18 protein-coding genes and 1 pseudogene are annotated in these 22,745 nt (G+C 72.2%); 14 read left to right on the forward strand and 5 right to left on the reverse strand.

Annotated features, from left to right (window positions below; all coding sequences use genetic code 11):
* Positions 1 to 127: 127 nt before the first annotated feature.
* The 4 genes from lanKC to AC3ETA_RS37490 all read left to right on the forward strand — a co-directional run bounded on the left by lanKC (position 128) and on the right by AC3ETA_RS37490 (position 6,586).
* Entirely contained in the window at positions 128 to 2,767 is a 2,640-nt protein-coding gene (lanKC, locus tag AC3ETA_RS37475; protein ID WP_432197358.1) for a class III lanthionine synthetase LanKC, read from the forward strand.
* Between the two features lie 47 nt (positions 2,768 to 2,814).
* Positions 2,815 to 2,925 (forward strand): SapB/AmfS family lanthipeptide, encoded by a 111-nt coding sequence (locus AC3ETA_RS37480; RefSeq protein WP_030956464.1) that lies wholly within the window; start codon positions 2,815 to 2,817, stop codon positions 2,923 to 2,925.
* 89 nt (positions 2,926 to 3,014) lie between these two features.
* Positions 3,015 to 4,748, forward strand: a complete 1,734-nt coding sequence (locus tag AC3ETA_RS37485; protein WP_432197359.1) for an ABC transporter ATP-binding protein — start codon at positions 3,015 to 3,017, stop codon at positions 4,746 to 4,748.
* Positions 4,745 to 6,586, forward strand: coding sequence for an ATP-binding cassette domain-containing protein (locus AC3ETA_RS37490; RefSeq protein ID WP_432197360.1), 1,842 nt, complete (start codon positions 4,745 to 4,747; stop codon positions 6,584 to 6,586). Before AC3ETA_RS37485 ends, AC3ETA_RS37490 begins: the two co-directional genes overlap by 4 nt.
* A gap of 3 nt (positions 6,587 to 6,589) precedes the next feature.
* Here the strand turns inward: AC3ETA_RS37490 and AC3ETA_RS37495 are convergent, their stop codons facing one another.
* A complete protein-coding gene (locus tag AC3ETA_RS37495) occupies positions 6,590 to 7,198 on the reverse strand; it encodes a LuxR C-terminal-related transcriptional regulator (protein WP_432197361.1) in 609 nt (202 codons plus the stop codon).
* Positions 7,199 to 7,494: 296 nt separating this feature from the next.
* On the opposite strand from AC3ETA_RS37495, the gene AC3ETA_RS37500 reads away from it, so the two are divergent.
* Complete coding sequence (locus AC3ETA_RS37500) at positions 7,495 to 9,645, forward strand: PP2C family protein-serine/threonine phosphatase (protein WP_432197362.1); 2,151 nt, start codon at positions 7,495 to 7,497, stop codon at positions 9,643 to 9,645.
* Between the two features lie 117 nt (positions 9,646 to 9,762).
* Here AC3ETA_RS37500 and AC3ETA_RS37505 read toward each other — a convergent pair whose 3' ends face one another.
* The gene (locus AC3ETA_RS37505) at positions 9,763 to 11,094 is read right to left on the reverse strand and encodes a S1 family peptidase (protein WP_432197363.1); all 1,332 of its coding nucleotides are present in this window, start codon (positions 11,092 to 11,094) and stop codon (positions 9,763 to 9,765) included.
* Positions 11,095 to 11,282: 188 nt separating this feature from the next.
* Here AC3ETA_RS37505 and AC3ETA_RS37510 point away from each other — a divergent pair, with 188 nt between their 5' ends.
* The 5 genes from AC3ETA_RS37510 (at position 11,283) to AC3ETA_RS37530 (ending at position 18,378) form a co-directional block, all read left to right on the forward strand.
* The gene (locus AC3ETA_RS37510) at positions 11,283 to 11,696 is read left to right on the forward strand and encodes a PaaI family thioesterase (protein ID WP_432197364.1); all 414 of its coding nucleotides are present in this window, start codon (positions 11,283 to 11,285) and stop codon (positions 11,694 to 11,696) included.
* A gap of 477 nt (positions 11,697 to 12,173) precedes the next feature.
* Positions 12,174 to 12,389, forward strand: a complete 216-nt coding sequence (locus AC3ETA_RS37515) for a hypothetical protein (RefSeq protein ID WP_030052098.1) — start codon at positions 12,174 to 12,176, stop codon at positions 12,387 to 12,389.
* 145 nt (positions 12,390 to 12,534) lie between these two features.
* A complete protein-coding gene (locus AC3ETA_RS37520; RefSeq protein WP_432197365.1) occupies positions 12,535 to 13,341 on the forward strand; it encodes an HlyD family efflux transporter periplasmic adaptor subunit in 807 nt (268 codons plus the stop codon).
* Positions 13,338 to 15,560, forward strand: coding sequence for an NHLP family bacteriocin export ABC transporter peptidase/permease/ATPase subunit (locus tag AC3ETA_RS37525; RefSeq protein WP_432197366.1), 2,223 nt, complete (start codon positions 13,338 to 13,340; stop codon positions 15,558 to 15,560). The genes AC3ETA_RS37520 and AC3ETA_RS37525 overlap by 4 nt, the downstream gene beginning before the upstream one ends.
* A 1-nt stretch (position 15,561) precedes the next feature.
* Positions 15,562 to 18,378, forward strand: a complete 2,817-nt coding sequence (locus AC3ETA_RS37530) for an NHLP bacteriocin export ABC transporter permease/ATPase subunit (protein WP_432197367.1) — start codon at positions 15,562 to 15,564, stop codon at positions 18,376 to 18,378.
* A 4-nt stretch (positions 18,379 to 18,382) separates the two neighbouring features.
* Here AC3ETA_RS37530 and AC3ETA_RS37535 read toward each other — a convergent pair whose 3' ends face one another.
* Both AC3ETA_RS37535 and AC3ETA_RS37540 read right to left on the reverse strand, forming a co-directional pair.
* Positions 18,383 to 18,913 carry an SRPBCC family protein gene (locus AC3ETA_RS37535; protein ID WP_432197368.1) on the reverse strand — a complete coding sequence of 177 codons (531 nt, stop codon included), beginning with the start codon at positions 18,911 to 18,913 and terminating at the stop codon, positions 18,383 to 18,385.
* A 5-nt stretch (positions 18,914 to 18,918) separates the two neighbouring features.
* Entirely contained in the window at positions 18,919 to 19,287 is a 369-nt protein-coding gene (locus tag AC3ETA_RS37540; RefSeq protein ID WP_432197369.1) for an ArsR/SmtB family transcription factor, read from the reverse strand.
* Positions 19,288 to 19,502: 215 nt separating this feature from the next.
* Here AC3ETA_RS37540 and AC3ETA_RS37545 point away from each other — a divergent pair, with 215 nt between their 5' ends.
* Complete coding sequence (locus AC3ETA_RS37545) at positions 19,503 to 19,916, forward strand: STAS domain-containing protein (RefSeq protein WP_432197370.1); 414 nt, start codon at positions 19,503 to 19,505, stop codon at positions 19,914 to 19,916.
* A gap of 147 nt (positions 19,917 to 20,063) precedes the next feature.
* Here the strand turns inward: AC3ETA_RS37545 and AC3ETA_RS37550 are convergent, their stop codons facing one another.
* Positions 20,064 to 20,498: a protease inhibitor gene (locus tag AC3ETA_RS37550; RefSeq protein ID WP_393504256.1), complete on the reverse strand. Its 435-nt coding sequence runs from the start codon at positions 20,496 to 20,498 to the stop codon at positions 20,064 to 20,066.
* Positions 20,499 to 20,822: 324 nt separating this feature from the next.
* On the opposite strand from AC3ETA_RS37550, the gene AC3ETA_RS37555 reads away from it, so the two are divergent.
* From AC3ETA_RS37555 to AC3ETA_RS37565, 3 genes and pseudogenes are all read left to right on the forward strand, one after another.
* Positions 20,823 to 21,374 (forward strand): hypothetical protein, encoded by a 552-nt coding sequence (locus AC3ETA_RS37555; RefSeq protein WP_432197371.1) that lies wholly within the window; start codon positions 20,823 to 20,825, stop codon positions 21,372 to 21,374.
* Positions 21,375 to 21,398: 24 nt separating this feature from the next.
* Positions 21,399 to 21,990: pseudogene (locus AC3ETA_RS37560) on the forward strand (cytosine permease); the annotation flags it as partial.
* Complete coding sequence (locus AC3ETA_RS37565; RefSeq protein WP_432197372.1) at positions 21,987 to 22,685, forward strand: alpha/beta fold hydrolase; 699 nt, start codon at positions 21,987 to 21,989, stop codon at positions 22,683 to 22,685. The pseudogene AC3ETA_RS37560 and the gene AC3ETA_RS37565, both read left to right, overlap by 4 nt.
* Positions 22,686 to 22,745: the final 60 nt, after the last annotated feature.

Below are 22,745 nucleotides of genomic sequence, written 5' to 3' on the forward strand. Positions count from 1 at the left end.
CGGCGCTCGAAAGGAGCCGAACATGACTTCACGCATGCGTTCCGCACGGTGATGTCGTGACAGCCGTGACTGTCCGTGGCCGCCGGCCCGCTGGAAGGCTCGGTGCCGGGCCTGCGGAGGGGGGCGTATGGACAAGCGCTACGAGGTGTACGCGCTGGCGGACCGGCACTTCTACGAGACGCCGGACCGGCTGTCCGCACAGGGCCAGGGGGCCGCGCCGCTGTACGGGGCGGCACGGCTTGCGGCACCCGCGGGCTGGAAGTCCGCGCGGATCGGCGACTGGCTGACCCTGGCGCCGCTCGGCCCGGACGGGACTCCCCTGCCGGACCGCGCCCAGGGCTGGAAGATCCATGTCTCGGCGACCCTCGCGAACGCCGAGCGGATCGCGGGAATCGTCTGGGACTACTGCGTGCCGCGGGGCATCGCCTTCAAGTTCGTGCCGGGCCCTCACCTGGTGCATCTGCGCAACGCCAAGTACGCGGGCCGGGACTCCAGCGGCAAGTTCGCCACCCTCTACCCGGCCGACGACGAGCAGCTCCACACGGTGCTGGGTGAGCTGGGCCGGCTGCTGGAGGGTTTCGAGGGACCGTACGTCCTGACCGACCTGCGCTGGGGCGAGGGTCCGCTGTACGTGCGGTACGGCGCCTTCGCGCGGCTGTTCGTCGTCGACGAGCGCGGTTCGCTGGTACCGGCGGTGCGGGACGGCGAGGGGCGGCTGGTGCCGGACCGGCGGGAGCCGTCGTTCCAGGTGCCCGAGTGGGTGACACTGCCGTCGTTCCTCGCCCCGCATCTGGCGGCCCGCAACACCACGACGGTCGGCGAGCTGCCGTACCGCATCGAGAAGGCGCTGCACTTCTCCAACGGCGGCGGGGTGTACGCGGGCACCGACACGCGGGACGGGCGCAGGGTGGTGCTGAAGGAGGGCCGGCCGCACGCGGGGCTCGCCGCGGACGGGGCGGACGCCGTGACCCGGCTGGAGCGGGAGAAGTACGCGCTGGAGCAGCTGGCGGGCACCGGGGTGGTGCCCGAGGTACGGGACTGGTTCCTGCTCGGCGAACACCGCTTCCTGGTCATGGACTTCGTGCCGGGGCGCACCCTGAACTCGTTCTTCGCCGAACGCCACCCGCTGATCGGTCCGGACCCCGACCCGCGCGCGGTGGCCGACTACACGGCCTGGGCGCTGCGCGTCCACGGGGCGGTCGAGCGTGCCGTGGCGGCGGTGCACGCGCGCGGGATCGTCTTCAACGACCTGCATGTCTTCAACATCATGGTCGCCCCCGACGAGGAGTCGGTGTCCCTGCTCGACTTCGAGGCGGCGGTGCCGGTCGGGGAGAACGGCCGGCAGGTCGTCGCCCACCCCGGCTTCATGGCCCCGCCGGACCGCAGGGGCGCGGACGTCGACCGCTACGCCCTGGCCTGTCTGCGGCTGGCGATGTTCCTGCCCGTCACCACGCTGTTCGTCGTGGACCGCGGCAAGGCGGCACATCTGGCGCAGGTGATCGCGGGCCGGTTCCCGGACGTGCCACGGCAGTTCCTCGACGAGGCGGTCGCCGAGATCACCCGGGACGTGCCCGGCGCGGAGCGGGCGGCCCGGTCCACCTCCCGCTCGGCACACGCGTCGTTCGTGGAGCCCGGCGACTGGCCCTACAGCCGCGACTCGATGGTGAAGGCGCTGCTGGCCTCCGCGACCCCGGAGCGCGAGGACCGGCTCTTCCCCGGCGACATCGCCCAGTTCTCCGACGGCGGCGGGCTGGGCCTGGCCCATGGCGCGGCCGGCGTGCTGTACGCCCTGGCCGCGAGCGGCGCCGAACGCTACGACGAGGGCGAGCGCTGGCTGCTGGACCGCACGGACCGGCCCGCGGCCGGCACCCCGCTGGGCCTGTACGACGGTCTCGCGGGCGTGGCCCATGTCCTCGGCCTGCTCGGTCACCGGCAGCGGGCCCTCGACCTGATCGACACGATCCTGCGCGAACGGTGGCAGCGACTCTCCTCCGACCTGCGCGGCGGACTGGCCGGGCTGGGCCTGGTCCTCGACGACCTGGCGCACACCACCGGCGAGCCTGAGCTGCGCGAGCGGGCCGCGGAGACCGCGGACATCCTCGTAAGGCGCCTCTGCGAACCGGCCCCGGAGGGGCAACGCCCGCGCGCCGGACTGCTGCGGGGTGCGAGCGGGCCCGCGCTGTTCCTGCTGCGACGGTACGAGCGCACCGGCGAGGGCCGGCTGCTGGACGCGGCCGGCGAGGCACTGCGCCGGGATCTCGCGTGCTGCGTCGAGCAGAAGAGCGGCTCGCTGGAGGTCGACGAGGGCCGGCGGACCATGCCGTACCTGGGAGACGGCAGCGTGGGCCTGGGAATGGTCCTCGACGACCACCTCGCCCACGCCGCCGACGACACCGGCGTGTTCGAGCGGGCCCGCGCCGGGATCCTGACCGCCGCCACCTCCCGCTTCTACGCACAGCCCGGCCTGTTCCAGGGACGTGCGGGGATGATCCTGCACCTCAGCCGTACGACCACGCCGGGCGCGGACGCGCGACGGCTCGCCGACCAGATCTCCGGGCTCGGCTGGTACGCGATGTCCTACCAGGGCCAACTGGCCTTCCCCGGGCATCAGATGATGCGGCTCTCCATGGACCTCGGCACCGGAACGGCCGGCTGTCTGCTGGCTCTCCGTGCGGCCCTGGGCACCGACGAGGCGGGTGCGGCACCGGCCCACCTGCCCTTCCTCCCGCCGCCCGCGCGGCCCACAGAACGCGGCTCCGCGCACTGACGGAGTCGTGACTCAACCCCGTCCCCATGAGAAGGAGAGGACACGAGATGGCACTTCTCGACCTGCAGACGATGGAGACCGAACAGCACACCGGCGGCGGCAGCACGCTCAGCCTGCTGCTCTGCGCCAGCCAGGCCAGCATCAGTCTCTGTCTCTGACACCTCGTGCAGTGACGGCTCCGGGCGGTTCCCCTCCTGTGCGGAGGGGCCGTCCGGGCCCCTTTTCCGGACCGAGGAGCGAGCCCGGAATGACGAACCCCGCCGATGTCCCGTCCCGGACGCTGACGCGCTCGGCCACCCGGCACAGCGGGACCCGTACCGTCGCGCTGTGCCTGGTGAGCACCGTCGCGACCGGCGCCGGGCTGCTGCTGCCCGCGGCGCTCGGCCGCACCCTGGACCTCCTGCTGGCGGGAGCCCCGGCGACGGCCTGGGTACTGTGCTGCGCCGCGCTCGTGCTCTCGCTCGCCCTGCTCGACGCGTGCCAGAGCGTTCTCGTCGGCACCGTCGACGCCCGCGCCACGGCCTGGCTGCGGCACCGGTTGACCGGGCACGTCCTGGCCATGGGCCCACGGGCCACCGGCCGCTTCGGGTCCGGCGACCTCGTGGCGCGGCTCGTCGGCAACGCCGCGCAGGCCGGCACCGCACCGGCCGCCCGTGCCGTACTGGCCGCCGCGCTCGCCGGGCCGGCCGGGGGCGTCGTCGCCCTCGCCCTGATCAATCCCTGGCTCGCCGCCGCGTTCCTCGCCGGGGCCCCGGTACTGGCCCTGCTGCTGCGGGCCTTCGCCCGTGACACCTCCCGATGCGTGAGCGACTACCAACGGGAGCAGGGCCGGATCGCGGGCGCGCTCGCCGAGGCCGTCGACGGTCACCGCACCGTCGCCGCGGCGGGCACGGCGGACCGGGAGACGGCACGGATCCTGCGGCCGCTCCCCGAACTCTCCCGTGCCGGGCACCGCATGTGGCAGGTGCAGGGCCGGGCCGCGGCCCAGGCCGTCACCGTGGCCCCGCTGCTGCAACTCGGCGTCATCGCCGTCGCCGGCGTGCTGCTCGCCCGCCACCGGCTGTCTGTCGGGGAGGTGCTCGCCGCCTCCCGTTACGCGGTCCTGGCGACCGGCGTCGGCATGCTGGTCGCGCAGCTCGCGGGCGTGGCCCGGGCCAGGGCGGCGGCCGGACGCCTCGGCGAGGTCGTCGTCGAGCCCGCCCCCGCCCACGGCACGCGCCGGCTGCCTCCCGGGCCCGGGCGGCTGGAGCTGCGCGGGGTGACCGCCCGGCGCGGCGGACGCGCCGTCCTTGAAGGCGTCGACCTCGTCGTGCCCGGCGGGACCACCCTCGCCGTGGTGGGCCGCTCCGGCACGGGCAAGTCGGTGCTCGCGGCCCTCGCGGGACGGCTCGCCGACCCGGACGCGGGCGAGGTCCTGCTCGACGGGGTGCCCCTGAGCGAGCTGACCCACGACGACCTGCGCCGCGCCGTCGCCTACGCCTTCGACCGCCCCGTCCTGCTGGGCGACACCGTCGAGGACGCGATCGGCCTCTCCCTGACCGCCCCCTCCCCCGCTCGTGTCCGGCAGGCCGCCCGCACCGCCCGCGCCGACGACTTCGTCGGTCGCCTGCCACAGGGATACGCCACCGCCTTGACCGACGCCCCGCGCTCGGGCGGCGAGTCCCAACGCCTCGGTCTCGCGCGGGCGTTCGCGCACGGCGGCCGCCTGCTGATCCTCGACGACGCGCTGTCCAGCCTGGACACGGTGACGGAGGCCCGCATCACCGAGGCCCTGGCCGACGACGGCTCGTCCACGACCCGCGTCCTGATCGCCCACCGGGCGGCCACGGCGGCACGGGCCGACTCGGTGGCGTGGCTGGACGGCGGGCGGGTGCGGGCGGTGGGGCGGCACGAGGAACTGTGGCGGATCCCGGCGTACCGGGAGACGTTCACGGGAGCGCCGGCTCACCCTGCCGCACCGACCGGGAAGACGCGCCCATGACGGGCCCCCTCCGCTCACTGGGACTGCGGGACCGGTGGCGACGAGCCACGCGAGCCCCGACGATCCGAAGCTCACCCACGAAAGCGACCGACCCACCCGACACCACCGACCAGACGCACGAGCCCACGGCTGACCGGCTCCCCGCACGAGGACTGCGGTTCCTGCGCGACCGGTGGCGGGTCGTCGTACGGCTCGGCCTGTGGTCGGTGCTGGAGGCGGGGCACAGCTTCCTCATCGGGTACGCACCGGCCCGTGCGCTGGACGACGGGTTCCTGGCGGGCCGGACGGCGACCGGGCTCGCGTGGCTCGGGGTCGCCGGGCTCGGGGTCGTGGTGGGCGCGTACGGCACGGCTCGGGTGTACGCGGCCGTCGCGGCGCTGGTCGAACCGCTCAGGGACCGGCTCGTGCGGCGGGTCGTGGAACGCGGGGTGCGCGAGGCGGACCGCGGGGCGCTGTCCGGGCTCACCCAGCAGGTCGAGATCGCACGGGACACCTTCGCTGGGCTGGTGATGGTGTCGCGGTCGTTCGTGTTCACCGCCGTCGGCGCGCTCGCGGGCCTGTTCTCGCTCGCCCCGCTGCTGCTGCTCGTCGTCCTGCCTCCGCTGGCCGCGGGCATCGGTCTGTTCGCGGCGACGCTGCGGCCGCTGGCCCGCCGGCAGGAGGCGTTCCTCGCGGCCGACGAGGCCCTGGCCGACCGGCTCGGCGCCGTCTGCCCGGGGCTGCGGGACATCACGGCGACCGGTGCGCAGGAGCGGACGGCCGCCGGCGTGGGGTCTCTGGTGGACGCCGAGGAGCGGGCCGCCCGTTCCCTGGCCCGCTTCGGTGTCGTACGCGTGGCCGCCCTCGCGCTCGGTGGACAGCTCCCGATCCTGCTGCTGCTCGCCACGGCCCCCTGGCTCCTCCGGCACGGCGTCACCACCGGCGCCCTGGTCGGCGCCCTCTCCTACGTCACCCAGTCCCTCCTCCCGGCCCTGCACAACCTCCTCCACGGCCTGGGCACCAGCGGCTCACGCCTGGCGGTGGTACTGCGGCGACTGGCGCCGGACGGAGGACGCGGCGCGGGGCTCGGCCCGGGCGACGGGACCGGGGCGGCCGAGTCCCCGGCTTCAACCGCACGTCGGGCTCCCGCCCTGGCCCTCACCTCCGTCACCTTCGCCTACGGCCCCGCCTCGGTCCCCGTCGTCGAAGACCTCGACCTGACGCTCCCCGCCGGGTCCCACCTGGCCGTGGTCGGGCCGAGCGGGACCGGGAAGTCGACGCTGACGGCTCTGGTGGCCGGGCTGCTGGAGCCTCGGTGCGGCTCGGTGCGGGTGGGCGGGGAGGCCGCGCGCGGGGCGGGCGCCCTCGCGCGGCGGGTGCTCATCCCGCAGGAGGCGTACGTGTTCACCGGCACCCTCGCCGAGAACCTCGCCCATCTGCGGCCGGACCCCGTCCCCGAGGCGGAGCTCTTCGCGGCCGCCGCGGCGGTCGGGCTCTGGCCGCTGCTCGAAGCGCTGGGCGGGCCGGAGGGCCGGGTGGATCCCGCGGCGCTGTCCGCGGGCGAGCGGCAGCTGATCGCGCTGACCCGGGCCCATCTGTCGCACGCGCCGCTCGCGCTGCTCGACGAGGCGACCTGCCACCTGGATCCGCGGGCGGAGGAACGCGCGGAACGCGCCTTCGCGGCCCGCCCCGGCGGCACCCTGGTCGTCGTCGCCCACCGCATCACCTCGGCCCGGCGCGCCGACCGGGTCCTGATGATGGACGGCCGCGACACGGCATACGGAACGCACGACGAGCTCGTCCGGTGCTCGGCGCGCTACCGCGAACTCGTGGGCGCCTGGACCCCCGTGCCGCACTGACGTTCAGACCCATCCCTCGCCCTGCGAGATCCGGATGGCGTCGATGCGGTTGCGGGCCCCGGTCTTGCGGGTGATGGCCGCCATGTAGTTGCGCACGGTCCCGTGGGACAGGTGCAGGCTCCCCGCGATCTCGGCGACGGACGCCCCTTCCGCGGCGAGGGACAACACGCTGAGCTCGCGGCGGGTCAGCGGCATCTCGGCGGCCTTGAGGAACCCGAAGCCCAACGAGTCGTCGATGAAACGTTCCCCCTGGGCCACGCGGCGTATCGCGCGTACGAGATTGTCCGGTGAGCCCTCCTTGTCGACATAGCCGAGCGTCCCCGCCTCCAGGGCCCGCCGGAGCAGCCCCGGCCGCTTGGCACTCGCCAGTACGAGAAGGTGCGGCGGCGTGCGGCCGGCCTCCCGGACCCGCAGCTCGCCGAGCGGCGGGAGGCCGTACGCCTCCGAGTACTCCAGGTCCGCCGCGCACACGTCCGGGCGGACCGATCGCACCCGCGCTGGTGCGCTGCGCCAGGGAGTGTCGTAGACCCCCAGGTCAGGTTCTCTGCGTAACCACTCCGCCAGTACCGATCGCACGAGACACGCGTCGTGCACCACAAGGACACGGATCACTGCTGCCCCTCCAGCTCGCCGTTCGCCGTTTCCATCGCTTTCATGGTGTTGAGCGCGTGCCCCATTCTTGGCGTTCGTGACCTTCAACAGGCGCGAAGATCCGGCCATCAGGTTGCGCGGGGGCGCACGGGTGGCGCCCGCACGCCGCTTCGCGCATCGGCTGTGGGGGCATGGGAACCCGGCCATGGGGTAAGGACGGGCCCGCTTCGGCCTGTGTGGCGCCGCTCGCCGTGCGCGGCGCGACTTCTGGAGGCAGATTTGAGCCCTGGGACTCGTCGCGCGGCTCCGCGGAGGAGGTGGTCGGGGTGTCCGACGGGCAGACGTCCGCCCAGGCGCCGGCGGCCGCGAGGACGCGGGTCGGCCGGCCGCTGCTGTCGCTGGCGCTCGCCTCGATGATGGACGAGGTGCACGCGCACGCCGGTGGCGTGTACCTGCTGGCGGCCGACGAGCCGGTGCTGGAGATGGCGGTGATGGCGGGGCTGCCCAGGGCGTTCGCGGCGCCCTGGGAGCGGGTCGGCCTGAGCGCGCCGATCCCGGTCGCCGAGGCGGTGCGCGAGCGGCAGCTCGTCTGGGTCGGCGGCGAGGAGGACATGGCGGTCCGCTTTCCGCGGATCGCGGTCGTGCTGCCGTATCCGTTCGCGCTGGCCGCGCTGCCCGTGGCCACCGAGACCACCGCGTACGGCGCGATCTTCGTGACCTGGCCGGGTTCGCACCCGCCGGAGCTGTCGGTGCGGGACCGGGAGCATCTGATCGCCGCCTGCCGGCGGCTCGCGGTGCGGCTGGAGCGGGCCTTCGAGGCGAGCCGCCCGCCCTTGCCCGAGCCCGATCTGCTCGCCGGTCCGGCGTTCGCCGGCTCGGCCGGCATGTTCGGCTCGGTGGAGGCGGCGCGAATGGTGTCGCGGCTGCCGTACGGGCTGTGCTCGCTCGACCTGAACGGGCGGGTCAGCTACGCCAACCCGGCGGCGGCCGAGCTGATCGGCGTCCCCTCCAACCGGCTGCTCGGCAACCAGCTGTGGGCGGCGGTGCCCTGGCTGAACGACCCCGTCTACGAGGACCGCTACCGGGCCGCGCTGTTCAGCCAGCAGACCACGTCGTTCGTGGCGCTGCGCCCGCCCGGCGACTGGCTGTCCTTCCGGATGTATCCGAGCACGACGGGTCTGAGCGTGCGGATCAGCAGGGCGCGGGCGGTGGCCGAGATGGCCCGCCGCGGACCCCAGCCCGGTGACACGCCGTCCCGGCTGGTGACCATCTCCCAGGTGCTGAGCCTGGCGGGCGCGCTGACCGAGGCGGCCAGCGTGCAGGACGTGGTGCAGCTCGTCTCGGACGAGATCGCCCCGGCCGTCGGCAGCCAGGGGCTGATCGTGCTCGGCTCGCGGTCCGGGCGGCTGCACGTCCTCGGTCATCGCGGCTGTCCCGACCCGCGTGCCGTGGAGCGGTTCGACGGGCTGCCGCTCGCCGAGCGAACCCCGGGCGCGCAGGTCCTGAGCACCGGTGTGCCCGCCTTCTTCGACTCCCGGCAGGAGCTGGAGCGGCTGTATCCGTCGCGGTACGCGGCTCCCGACGGGTTCGCCGCGTGGGCGTATCTGCCGCTCATCGCCTCGGGCCGGCCGGTCGGCACCTGTGTGCTCGCCTACGCCGAACCGCACACCTTCCCGGCGGACGAACGCGCGGTGCTGACCAGTCTGGGCGGGCTCATCGCGCAGGCGCTGGAGCGGGCCCAGCTCTACGACGCCAAGCACCAGCTGGCGCACGGACTCCAGGCCGCTCTGCTCCCCCACTCGCTGCCGGAGCTGCCCGGCATCGAGGCGGCCGCGCGCTATCTGCCCGCGACCCAGGGCATGGAGATCGGCGGCGACTTCTACGACCTGGTGCCGATGGAGCCGGGTCTGACGGCGGCGGTGATCGGGGACGTGCAGGGCCACAACGTCACCGCGGCCGGGCTGATGGGCCAGATCCGCACGGCGGTACGGGCGTACACGACGGAGGGGCACTCTCCCGAGGAGGTCATGCGCAGCACCAACCGGCTGCTGATCGACCTCGGTTCCGATCTGTTCGCCAGCTGCCTGTATCTGAGTCTCGATCCCGAGCGGGGGCGGGCGGTGATGGCCCGTGCCGGGCATCCGCCGCCGTTGCTCAGGCGGCCGGACGGGCGGGTGCGGGTGCTCGACCTCGCGGGCGGTCCGCTGCTGGGCATCGACGGTTCGCCCGCCTATCCGACGGCGGAGGTGGACCTGACTCCGGGGTGTGTGCTCGTGCTGTACACGGACGGGCTGATCGAGTCCCCGGGTGTCGACATCGAGGAGTCGCTCGCCGACCTCGGCCGGGTGCTCACGGAGGCCGGGGACCGTCCGCTGGACGAGCTCGCCGATCTGCTGGTGCGGCACAGCTCGTCGGTGCGCGACCGGGTCGACGATGTCGCGCTGCTGCTGTTGCGCGCGCGGGGCTGAGCGGCGCCTGCGGAGAGCAGAGCGGTCCGGCCCTCCCGCCGGAGGGCCGGACCGCGTGCGTCCGCGTCACTCGGAATGTCTCCGGATCACCTGGATCCGTGTACCGGTGTCAGGGCGTCAGTTGTTGCCGACGCCGTTGCCGACGATCTCGCCGAGGCCGTTGCCCGTGCCGTCGGCGTTGCCGTTGCCGACCTCTTCACCGGCTCCGGCTTCCTCACCGGCGCCGGCCTCTTCGCCCGCACCGGCTTCCTCACCGGCGCCGGCACCCGCGTCGTCACCGGCGCCCGCTTCGTCGCCCGCACCGGCCTCGTCACCGGCGCCCGCGCCGCCCGCGGCGTCGCCGAGGGTCGCGCCGACCGCCGCCAAGGCGGTGGTCACCGGCTGGAAGAAGGTCTCGCCGCCCACCGTGCAGTCACCGCTGCCGCCGGAGGTCAGGCCGATGGCCAGCCCGTCCTGGGTGAACAGGGAGCCGCCGCTGTCGCCGGGCTCGGCGCAGACGTCGGTCTGGATGAGCCCGGTGACCGTGCCCTCCGGGTAGTTCACGGTGGCGTCGAGACCGAGGACCTGACCGTCGCTCAGCCCGGTGGTGCTGCCCATCCGGAAGACCTGGAGACCGACCTCCGCGTCCGCGGCCTGGCTGATCGCCAGGGTCTGGTCGCCGAGGTTGACCTCGCTCGGGGCCTGCGTCGCCGGGTCGTCGTACTTGACGAGGGCGAAGTCGCCGTCACCGGGGAAGGTGGCCTGGTCGACGGTGGCGATCGGCTGGCCGCCCTCGGCGTCCGACCACTGCTCGGCCGCGACTCCGCAGTGACCGGCGGTCAGGAAGGCGGGGGTGCCGTCGCCCGCGGTGACGTTGAAGCCCGCGGAGCAACGTGCGCCGCCGGCGAAGATGGCGTCGCCGCCGGAGAGGAACGTCTTGAAGGTGCCGGCCGACTTCTTGATGGTCGCCATGCCCGAGCCGAGGCTGTCGACGGTCGACTCCAGCGTGTCCCACTTGTCGCCGGTGACCGTGCTGTCGGCGGTGACGAGGATCTTGTTCGTTCTGGGGTCCACCGCCCAGGCCGTGCCGGGGATGGTCGCCTCGGACTTCAGGGTCTGCGCGCCGGACGCCAGCTCGGACAGGCTGTTCTCGACCTCGCGGACCTTCGCGCCGGCCTTCTTCGCCTGGACGATCACGTTGTTGTTGTCGCCGGAAATCACGTTGACGACGAGCTGCTGGCTCTCGGCGTCGTAGTAGGAACCGGCGAAGGCGTCGCCGAGCAGGCCCGCGAGCTGCGAGGCGAGATCCGAGGCGTCCGCGGACTTCAGGGTCTTGGGAGCGGCGGCGTCGTCCGACGCACCGTCCTGCGAGGCGTTGGCGTTCGGCAGCAGGATCGCGGCCGCTCCGAGCGCCACCACGCTGCCCGCGGCTATCGCGGCCTTGCGCTTCGGGATTCGCTTGTGACTCAAACTTCTCGACCTCCTGGGGGACGGGGTCTGTGCCGCCGTCTCTGCGGCAGCTGTTCGGGGCGCCTGGTTGGCAGTTGGTACGCACGGGCCGGGTGGGGCGTTCAATTCCGTTGACGCGCAACCGACTCGGCACACCGAATCGGCCAGGAACCTCGTCCGGCGGGCCGGCGCCGGGAACAATCCCCCATATGACGATGACCAGCGCCGAAGCCGACAAGATCCTCTCCGCCAACTTCGCCCCCTGGGTGTGCCGACTCGGGCTGACCGTCGAGGCGGTGGCACACGACCGCGTGATCCTGCGAATGCCCTGGTCGGACGCGTTGGCCCGGGAGGGCGGAGCGCTGTCGGGGCAGGCGTTGATGGCCGCCGCCGACACCGCGACCGTGATCGCCGTATCGGCGGCGCGCGGGGCGTACGGACCGATGACGACGGTGCAGCAGTCGACGTCGTTCCAGCGCGCGGTGACCGGCTCGGATGTCCTGATCGAGGCGGTCGTGACGAAACTGGGCCGCCGTATGGCATTCGCCGATATCGCGATGACGGACGAGAGTTCGGGGGAGATCGCGGCCCGCGCGAGCACCGTGTACGCCCTTCTGGGCTGACACGATCCGCCACCGATCAGTAACGGTCGGTGGAGAACCCCGAGCGGAATCTCGGCTTCAGGGAATCTGCACATTCAATGCTCAACCAAGTCACCGGGTGCCGAGGTTCTGCACAAGGGGGCTACCGCCGGTCACCCTCTTGGGGCCGGAGTGTCGGATTCGCCACCGCGACGACGACAGGGACCCCGGGCGGACGCAACAGCTCGTCCGAGCCGATGCTGTGACGCATGTGAAGAAGTCGCCGACAAGACGTGCCCGCGTCTGCACGGAACGAGGCTCCTGAGGCTCAAGTTCCCTGGTGGGGCCTACGTTTGATTGGAAGGCCGCACCCGCAGCGTGCTTTGATCCATCGCACCGCGGGGGCCACGAACGGTTCCCGGAAACGGGCGCCGGACGCCCGCGGTTGCGGCCGTCATCTGTCCCCCAGAGGGGGCCGCTCCCCCTTGTGAAATACCCATTAGGAAGGGAAGTTCCATCATGAACTCCACCCCCCAGGTTGCGACCGTCGAGATCTCCGACGCCGAGCTCGACAACGTCTCCGGCGGCCTGCAGGTCAACGCCGTGAACGGTGCTCTCGACGCTGTCAACGGCATCGCCCCGGTTTCCGGCCTGGTCGACACGGTCGTCGGCACCGTGGAGGGTGTCACCGGCCTGAACACCGCCCCGGTCTCGGGCCTGGTCGCCGGTCTCTGATCGCACCTTTTCGTAACCGCTGAGTCCCGGAGCCGTTCCCCGGCTCCGGGGCTCTTCGGGTGTCGTGGGAAAGCCAGGCACCGCTCCGCAGCACGACCGGCCCCGTGCGCCGGTCTCCACTCATCCTCAGGTGAGGGAAAGTTCCGTGCAGTTCCGCCAACAGGCCCTCGCCAAGCTCCAGTCACCGGAGGAGCTCGACCTCCCGGTGCGCTTCGCCCGCCCGCAGGGCTGGCTGGTGCTCTCCGTGACGGTGGTCGTCATGGCCGCCGCGTCCGTGTGGGCGGTGACCGGCTCGGTCTCCTCCACCGTCGGCGCGCCCGCCGTCCTCACCCACGGCCAGGGCAGCTACATCCTGCAGAGCCCGGTCGCCGGCCAGGTCACCGCGGTCCTCGCCGAGCAGGGCCAGCGGCTGAAGGCCGACGCGCCCGTGCTGAAGGTCCGTACCGCCGAGGGCGAGACGGTCGTGCGCACGGTCGCCGCGGGCCGGGTCACCGGGCTCGCCGCGACCATCGGGCAGATCATCTCCACCGGCGCGAACGTGGCCGCCGTCGAGAAGGTCGCCCACACCGGGGACCCGCTGTACGCGACGGTGTACGTCCCCGCCGAGAACGCGGCGTCCATCCCCGCCAAGGCGGCCGTCGACCTCACCGTCTCCTCCGTGCCCACGCAGGAGTACGGCGTGCTGCGCGGCCATGTGAAGTCGGTGGACCGCTCCGCTCAGTCGGCGCAACAGATCGCCGCGTTCCTCGGGGACAGCCAACTGGGCGAGCAGTTCACCAAGGACGGCCGGCCGGTCGCCGTGCTCGTGAAGCTGGACCGCAGGTCGAGCACCGAAAGCGGCTACGAGTGGTCGTCCGCGGACGGACCGCCGTTCCCCCTCACCTCCATGACCATGGCCGAGGCCTCGATCCGGCTGGCCGACGAGCGTCCCGTCGATTGGCTGCTGCCGTGAGCCCCGCACTTCAGACACGGAGCAGGCGCCGCGCCGCCCCGCCGAAGCGCCCCGTCCCGAAGGGGAGGGCGAAGACCGTCCGCACCCCCACCGTCCTGCAGATGGAGGCCGTGGAGTGCGGCGCCGCCTCCCTGGCGATGGTGCTCGGGCACTACGGCCGCCATGTCCCGCTGGAGGAACTGCGCATCGCCTGCGGTGTCTCCCGCGACGGCTCGCGCGCCAGCAATCTGCTGAAGGCTGCCCGGAGTTACGGCCTCACGGCCAAGGGCATGCAGATGGACACGGCCGCCCTCGCCGAGGTGAAGACGCCGGCCGTCCTGTTCTGGGAGTTCAACCACTACGTCGTCTACGACGGCATGGGCCGCCGCTTCGGCCGCCGGGGTGTCTACATCAACGACCCCGCCAAGGGCCGCCGTTTCGTGCCCATGGAGGACTTCGACGGCAGCTTCACCGGCGTCGTTCTGGTGATGGAGCCCGGCGCGGACTTCACCAAGGGCGGCCGCAAGCCCGGAGTGCTCGGCGCGATGCCGGCCCGGCTGCGCGGCACCGCCGGCACGATGCCCGCCGCCGTACTCGCGAGCCTGCTCCTGGTGGTGGTCGGCGCGGCGGTGCCCGCGCTGAGCCGCACCTACATCGACATGTTCCTCATCGGCGGCCAGACGTCCCTGCTGGGCGTGCTGTTCGCGTCGATGGGGACCTGCGTCGCGCTCTCGGTGGTGCTGACCTGGCTGCAACAGGCGAATCTGCTGCGCGGCCGCATCATCTCCTCCACCCTGTCCAGTGCCAGGTTCCTGCGCCATCTGCTGCGGCTGCCGGTGACGTTCTTCTCCCAGCGCAGCCCTGCCGACCTGGTGCAGCGCCTCCAGTCGAACGACGCCGTCGCCGAGACCCTGGCCCGCGACCTCGCGGCGGCGGGCGTGGACGCGGTGGTCGTCGTCCTCTACGCGATCCTCCTCTACACCTACGACCCGCAGCTCACGTTCGTCGGCATAGGCGTGGCGCTGCTGAACGTCGTCGCCATGCGTGTCGTCATCCGGCTGCGCGCCACCCGCACCGCGAAGCTGCGCGCGGACAACGCCCGGCTCACCAACACCGCCTACACCGGCCTTCAGCTGATCGAGACGATGAAGGCGACCGGCGGCGAGGACGGCTACTTCCGCAAGTGGGCCGGACAGCACGCCACCACGCTGGAGGAACAGCAGCGGCTCGGCGTGCCCAGCGCCTGGCTCGGCGTCGTCGCCCCGACGCTCGCCACTCTGAACAGCGCGCTCATCCTCTGGATAGGCGGCATGCGCGCGATCGAGGGCGGCATATCCGTCGGTCTGCTGGTCGCCTTCCAGGCCCTGGTCACCCGCTTCACCGCCCCGATCACCCGGCTCAACGGCGTCGCGGGCCGCATCCAGGACTTCGCCGCCGACGTGGCACGCCTGAAGGACGTCGAGAACTTCGAGGCGGACCCGCTCTACGGCCGTCCCGGCACCGGCGACTCCACCCGCCGGCTGCACGGCCACGTCGAGCTGCAGAACATCACCTTCGGCTACAGCCCCCTCGACAAGCCCCTGCTCACCGGCTTCGACCTGACGGTCGGACCGGGCCGGCAGGTGGCCCTGGTCGGCGGCTCGGGCAGCGGCAAGTCGACGGTGTCGCGGCTGATCTCGGGCCTGTACGCCCCCTGGGAGGGCGTCATCCGCATCGACGACCAGCGCATCGACGACATCCCGCGCGGCGCGCTGGCCGCCTCGGTCTCCTTCGTGGACCAGGAGGTGTTCCTCTTCGAGGGCACGGTCCGCGACAACGTGGCGCTGTGGGACCCCTCGATCCCCGACGACGCGGTGGTGGACGCGCTGCGCGACGCGGCGCTGTACGACGTGGTGACGCGTCGCCCCGGCGGCATCCACAGCAGCGTCGAGCAGGACGGCCGCAACTTCTCCGGCGGGCAGCGCCAGCGGCTGGAGATCGCGCGGGCGCTGGTGCGCCGCCCCAGCATCCTGGTCCTCGACGAGGTGACGAGCGCGCTGGACGCGGAGACCGAACTGGTCGTGATGGACAACCTGCGCAAGCGCGGCTGTGCCTGTGTGGTGATCGCGCACCGGCTCAGCACCGTGCGCGACAGCGACGAGATCGTCGTACTGGACCACGGCACGATCGTCGAACGCGGGCGGCACGAGGAGCTGGTGGCGCGCGGTGGCGCATACGCGGCTCTGGTCAGGGAGCGGTGAGATGACCTCCGTCCACGAGGGTGACCTCGTCCTCGACGCGCTCGGTCAGATGGGTACACGCATCGACTGCGCCGGTCTCAACCGGATCGACCTCGAAGGCCCGCAGGTGCTGTGGCTGGTCGCGTCCGGTGCCGTGGACCTGTTCGCGGTGGACGCCGGGCAGCAGGGCCACTGGCATCACCTGGGCCGGCTGGAGGCGGGCTCGCTGCTGCTCGGCCCGGTCCCCGGACCGCAGCACACGCTGGTCGCCCGCCCGCTCAGGGACTGCGTGGTGCACCGCATCGGACTGCGTGAGCTGTACCAGCCCGCGCACACCCAGACCTGGTCCTACGACGAGTACGGCAACCCGCAGTACGTCCCGCCGCAGACGAGCCCTCTGGAGTACGCCCTCGCGCTGGGCGTCGGCCGCAGCCTCACCATCCTCTTCCAGGCGCCGATGGCCACCGAGCGGGCGGCGGAGGTCACGGACGACGACGTCTTCTGGATGCAGGTGCCGCCCGGCAGCGTGCAGTACGGCTCGCTGTACGGCGCGGAGGCGGCCGCCGATCTGCTGGTGGACCCGACGGTCTGGCAGTCCATGGTCGACCAGCAGTACCGCCTGCTGACCACACTGGACCGCTGGATCGAGCAGTTGGAACGCACCCACGAGACACGCACCGCCGAGGGCATCAAGGCCGGTGAGGCGGTGCGCGCGCAGGCCGACCGGACGCTGCTGGCGTCCATCGGCAAGCGCGGCGACAAGCGGACGACGGCGGCCGACGCGGACGCCAGTCACGCCGCCTGCAAGCTGGTCGCCGAGGCGGCCGGGATCACCCTGTCCGAGCCCGCGCAGAGCGGCACCGAGAGCGAGAGGCTCGACCCGGTGGAGCGTGTGGCCATCGCCTCGCGGGTGCGCACCAGGGCCGTACGCCTGGACGGACGGTGGTGGCGGGACAACGTCGGACCGCTCGTCGGCCACCGGGCGCTGTCCGGTGCGCCGGTCGCGCTGCTGTGGCGGCGCGGCGGCTATGTCGCCGTGCATCCGGCGACGGGCCGGGAGACGCCGATCGAGAAGGCGAACGCGGAGGAGTTCGAGCCGCGTGCGGTGATGTTCTACCGTCCGCTGCCGGACCGCGCGTTGAGTCCGCTGAGGCTGCTGCGGTTCAGCATGCAGGGCACGGGCGGCGACCTCACCCATCTGATCGCCAGTGGACTGGTGACCGTCGGGATCGGTGCGCTGGTGCCGATCGCGACCGGGAAGGTGCTCGGCGAGTTCGTGCCGAAGGCGCAGACCGGGCTGATCGTGCAGTTCTGTCTGGCCGTGATGATCAGCAGTGTCGTGGCGGCGGCGTTCATGCTGCTGCAGAACCTGACGATCCTGCGGCTGGAGGGCCGTATCGAGGCGACGCTGCAACCGGCCCTGTGGGACCGGCTGCTGCGGCTGCCCACGAAGTTCTTCACCGAGCGCTCGACCGGTGAGCTGGCCAGCCAGGCCATGGGCATCAGCGCGATCCGCCGGCTGATGGCGGGAGTCGGGCCGGTCGTGGCCTCGTCGGTGACGGTGGGCGCGATGAACCTGGCGCTGCTGTTCTGGTACAGCGTGCCGATGGCGCTGGCGGCGATCGGCATGCTCGTCGTCATCGCCGCCGTGTTCCTGGGGCTGGGCCTGTGGCAGGTGCGCTGGCAGCGGCGGCTGGTGGTGCTCAACAACAAGCTCAACAACCAGGCGTTCCAGACGCTGCGCGGACTCCCGAAACTGCGGGTCGCGGCAGCGGAGAACTACGCGTATGCGGCGTGGGCGTCGCAGTTCGCGCACAGCCGTGAGCTCCAGCAGAAGGCGGGGCGGATCAAGAACCTCACCACGGTGATGGGCGCGGTGTATCTGCCGCTGTGCACCCTGCTGATGTTCATGCTGCTGGCGGGACCGGCCCGCGGGACGATGCCGGCGGCGGCCTTCCTCACCTTCAACACCTCGGTGACGATGCTGCTGACCTCCGTCACCCAGCTGACGGGCTCGTTCGTCTCGGCGGTGGCCGCGCTGCCGCTGTTCGAGGAGATCAAGCCGGTGCTTGAGGCCACGCCGGAGGTGCGCACGGCGAGCACCCGGCCCGGCCCGCTGACGGGCTCGATCGAGGCGCGCCGCCTGTCCTTCCGGTACTCCGACGACGGTCCCCTCGTCCTGGACGACGTCTCCTTCGACATCCGGCCGGGTGAGTTCGTGGCGATCGTCGGGCCCAGCGGCTGCGGCAAGTCGACGCTGCTGAGGCTGCTGATCGGCTTCGACAAGCCGGTTTCGGGCAGTGTGCTGTACGACGGGCAGGACCTGGCGGCGCTCGACCAGTCGGCCGTGCGCCGCCAGTGCGGGGTCGTGCTCCAGCACGCCCAGCCGTTCACCGGGTCGATCCTTGACGTCATCTGCGGCACCGAGCCGTACACGCCGGAGGAGGCGATGGCGGCGGCCGAGATGGCGGGGCTGGCCGAGGACATCAAGCGGATGCCGATGGGGCTGCACACCATTGTGTCGGGCAGCGGCGCGATCTCCGGTGGGCAGCGCCAGCGTCTGATGATCGCCCAGGCACTGATCCGCCGGCCGCGCATCCTCTTCTTCGACGAGGCGACCAGCGCCCTCGACAACGAGACGCAGCGCACGGTCATCGAGTCCACGCGGGCCCTCAACGCCACCCGCATCGTCATCGCCCACCGCCTGTCGACGGTGCTGGACGCCGACCGCGTCATCGTGATGGAGGACGGCAAGGTGGCCCAGCAGGGGCCGCCCGCTCAGCTCCTCGCGGACACGGGCGGGCGGCTGCACGAGCTGGTGCGGCGTCAGATGGCCTGAGCCGTCACGCATCGACGCCGGGGACGGTGGCGCCGGAGGGGAATCCGGCGGCCACATAGCTGTCGTAGACCCCCTTCCAGGGGGCCTCGGCCCCGGCGTGCGGCTCCTCGACGCGCTCCCCGCGGGCGTGCGCGTCGAGTGCGGCGAGACAGACCTCCCAGCCGGCGCCGTTGCGGGCGGCGGTGTTCTCGGCGTCGAGGACGTTGGTGAGGGTGAAGCGGGTGCGGCCCTCGTCCAGCGCCTCCAGGTCGAAGTGCAGTTCGTCGCCGCCCCACTCGAAGGACAGGTGGCGCGGCTCCTCGACCGCGATGACGCGACCCGTGGAGTCCTCCATGTTCGGGTCGCCGCCGAATTTGATCGTGCCGCCGGGACGCAGCTCGATCTCGGCGCGGGACGGGAACCAGTGGGCCAGTTCGTCGACGTCGGTCACGAACCGCCAGACGCGCTCGACGGGATGGTCGTAGGTGCGGCTGAAGCGGACGGCGGGGCGGCCGTCGTCGAGGGTGAGATAAGTGCCGGTGAGGTCGGCGGTCATGTGGATCAGTCCTTCGTGGTGGGTCCCTCGGGGTCGTACGAGGTGTCCTCCGGCGCTGTTCGCGCCGTCTCGTCGAGACGGCGGCCCAGGGCGTCCAGGCTGCTGTTCCACAGCTTCCGGTACGGGGCGAGCCAGGCGTCGAGCGCCGCGATCGGCGCGGGGTCGAGGGCGTAGACACGGCGTTGCGCGTCCTGTCGCACCCGCACCAGGCCGGCCTCCCGCAGCACCTTCAGATGCTTGGAGGTGCTCGGCTGGCTGAGACCGCGTTCCTCCACGATCTCCCCGACGGACCGCGGCCGCTCCAGGAGCAGCGCGACGATGGCCCGCCGATGGGGATCGGCGAGGGCGCTCCAGAGGGAGGCGTCATCGGACATGAGTCCAATATGCCTCGCCGGTTATATTCCCGTCAAGGAATGCGCAGACGGGATGGACGCGCGCCCCGATGGACTCCCCCAAGAAGTCAATGCTTCGCGAATGAAGTTCACCTGGTCGAGTGAACTAGATCTTGCGCACGGCGCCGCAGGGATGCTCAACCCCGCCCACGGGTAACAACCCGGATCAAATGCGCCCCTGCCGAGGTGGAGCGGACATGACGCCGGACGCCGACGACCGCGCCCGCTATCCGACCGAGGATCCGGCCATGGACCCCACCGGTTCCACGCCGCCCCCGGCGAATCCGTATGCCCGCACCCGCAGATGCGGTCCGTTCACGGTCGTCGAGGTGACGGGCGAGATCGACCTGGCCTCGGAGGCACTGCTCGCCGAACACCTGAACGCCGCGGCCGGCGAACCGGAGGCGGACGTACTGGTCGATCTGCGGCGAGTGGCCTTCTTCGACTGCTCGGGGCTGCGTGCGCTGTGCCGGGCGGAGCGGCGGGCCAGGGACCACGGCGGTCGTCTGCGCGTCGTCTCGGAGGCGCCGCGGATACGGCGGCTGTTGCTCGGCGCGGGTTTGCTGGGCCGCTTCCCCCTCCTCCCCGGCATCCCCGGGGAGGGCGTGTGACCATGCGGTGTCACGAGGTGCCGACCGGGCGGCCCCACTCCGCCCGGCCGACCCCCGATGCGAGATCGCAGGGGCCCCTCGGCGCAGCTCGCACTCCCCATCCGCGAGCCTGCGCCGAACTGCACGGGGACCGTGCGATCCCGGTCCCTAGAACGCGAAGAGGCTCGCCCCGTAGGAGCTCTTCACGCACTCGTTCGCGAAGGTGCGCTCATAGGAGACGCGCTGGCCCTGCCAGACCCCGACGACCGTGACCACCACGGGGTCGTACTGCTTGGTGCACAGTGCACCCTCCCTGGCTCTCAACGCCTCGAAGTCCCCGTTCACTCCGCGCAGTTCGGCACAGGCCGAGCCGGCCGCGGGGTGCGTGCCCGTGGCCGTCGGGGCGCAGCTCAGGGTGACCGCACGTGCCGGGGAGGACAGGGCGGCGCTGTCGCCGTAGCCCATGGTGAGCACCAGGGCCGAGGGGGCGTAGAGAGAGGCGGGGGCGGCGTCGGGGGCGGCCAGGGCGGATCCGGTGAGGGGTCCGCAGACGGCGGTGGCCGTGAGAGCGAGGGTCGCTGCCCAGCGCGCGGTGTTCCGCATTGTGTGCATCCTTCCGCTTGAGTCGAGGGTGTGTCGGATCCGGCGCGATCGGTGCCGGACGACGAGCGGGAGTCTGCCGAGTCCGGCTCCGAAACTCACATCGACACCACCGGTTTCGGTAACCTTGCGTATTGAATCAGTGGCGTGAAGTAACGGAGTTCGAACGTTCCAACGCCGAAACTTGGCGCTTCTTGATCGTTCCAAGTGGCCGAGTGGCCGGATCTCGCACGCTGATTAATAGGCCTGAAACATTCCGGTTGAGCCCTCGGCGGACACGCCCGCCATGCCCTTGTGTGGGTCCGATGGCGGAGTAATGCTGATTACATGATTACCAACGAACAGAAGGAGAAGCTGCGCGGCTGGTTCGCCGGCCGTCTGCCCGACGACCTCTTCGAGGAACTGACCGAGGTGACGGTCGACCGCGAGGAGATCACGGTGATCGGCCGCATTCCCGCACCCCAGCTGACCGAGGGCGTCTCGGCCACCGAGCGGGCGGCGGCCGTGGAGGGCCGGATCCAGGAGTTCCGGGAGCGCACCCGGGAGTCCCGGATCGAGGTGGCCCGCGAGGCCGAGCACAAGTTCCGCAGGAAGGTCTCCTGGGGCGTGGAGTGCGGCCCGGAGCGCGCCCTGTTCACCCATGTCGCCGCGCCCGTGATGACCCGGCTGCGGCAGCCGGAGCGGCAGGTCCTGGACACGCTGATCGCCGGCGGGGTCGCCCGCAGCCGCAGCGAGGCCCTCGCCTGGTGCGTACGGCTGGTCCAGCGGCACACCGACGACTGGCTGAGCGAACTGCGCGAGTCCCTGGAGAACGTCCAGCGGGTGCGGGCGCAGGGGCCGGACACCGAACCGGAGGACACACCCACGGACACCGAGTGATGGAGGAAACGTCCAGTCCCGGCGACGAAGACGGACGGGACCGGCCTCGACTTCTCCTCGGTCTTCCCGCGCCTCACACACATGCAGGCCACGCTGCTGGTCGGCGCGCTGTCGATCGCCTTCATCTTCGTCGGACGGTTCGCGCTCGACCTGGTGCAGTCGATCCCGACGTTCGCCACCATGATCATCACCTGCACCACGCCGTGGATGGTCGTGATGATGCTCGGCTCCTGGACCCGGCGCGGCCGGTACGACCCCGAGGCGCTCCAGGTCTTCAACCGGCGTCAGCGCGGCGGCCGCTACTGGTTCGCGCACGGCTGGAACTGGCGGGGCATGACGGCCTGGTGGGTGGCCGCGGTGACCGGCGTGCTGTTCACCGACATCCCCGGGCAGTTCGTCGGCCCGCTCGGCGATCCGGCGGGCGGGGTGGACATCAGCCTGCCGTTCGCCGGCGGTGGCCGGCGTGCTGTTCCTGGCCCTGCTGCGGCTGTTTCCCGAACCCCGGGCGGTCTACGGGCCCGACGGCCCGCGGCTGGCGCGGACCGCCGAGGTGCCGGTGCCGCCGATCGGCAGGCCGGGGGCGGTGTCAGTGCCGTCGGCTACGTTGCGGGCATGACCAATTTCGTACTGGTGGCGGGGGCGTGGCTCGGGGCGTGGGCGTGGGAAGAGGTGGCCGCCGAACTGCGCACGGGCGGCCATGGCGTCCACCCGCTGACGCTCGCCGGCCTCGCCGAGAGACAGGGCGAGCCGGCGCCCGGGCAGCAGACCCATGTCGAGGACATCGTCGCCGAGGTCGAGCACCTCGGTCTGCGCGACGTCGTCCTCGTCGGGCACAGCTACTCGGGAGTGCCGGTCGGGCAGGCGGCCGTGCGGATCGGTGACCGGCTGAGCCGTGTGGTGCTGGTGGACGCGAACGTCCCCGTGGACGGGGAGTCGTTCCTGTCGGGCTGGCCCAGCGACGAGGTTCGGGCGGCGATCGTGAAGAACGACGGCTTCTGGCCGCCGCTCACGGCCGACGAGTTCGCGGGCCAGGGCCTGACGGACGAGCAGACCGCCCGCATCGTCGGCGGCTCGACCCCGCACCCGGGCGCCACGCTCACCGGACCGGCGGTCATGCCCCGCCCCTTGAGCGAGGTCCCCGGCACCTACGTCAAGTGCCTGCTCGACGGCGAGGAGCCGTGGGGCGCCGCGGCGGACCTCCTCAAGAGCGACCACTGGAACCTGGTCTCCATGGACACCGGCCACTGGCCGATGTTCTCCCGGCCGTACGACCTGGCCCGCATCCTGCACGAGTCGGTGACCGCCCCCTGATCCACTCGCACGCCTACCGGTCGGTATGGTCTGCGTACAGCGCGTTCTCAGTGACGAGAG

It is taken from the genome of Streptomyces sp. bgisy027, from assembly GCF_057710365.1.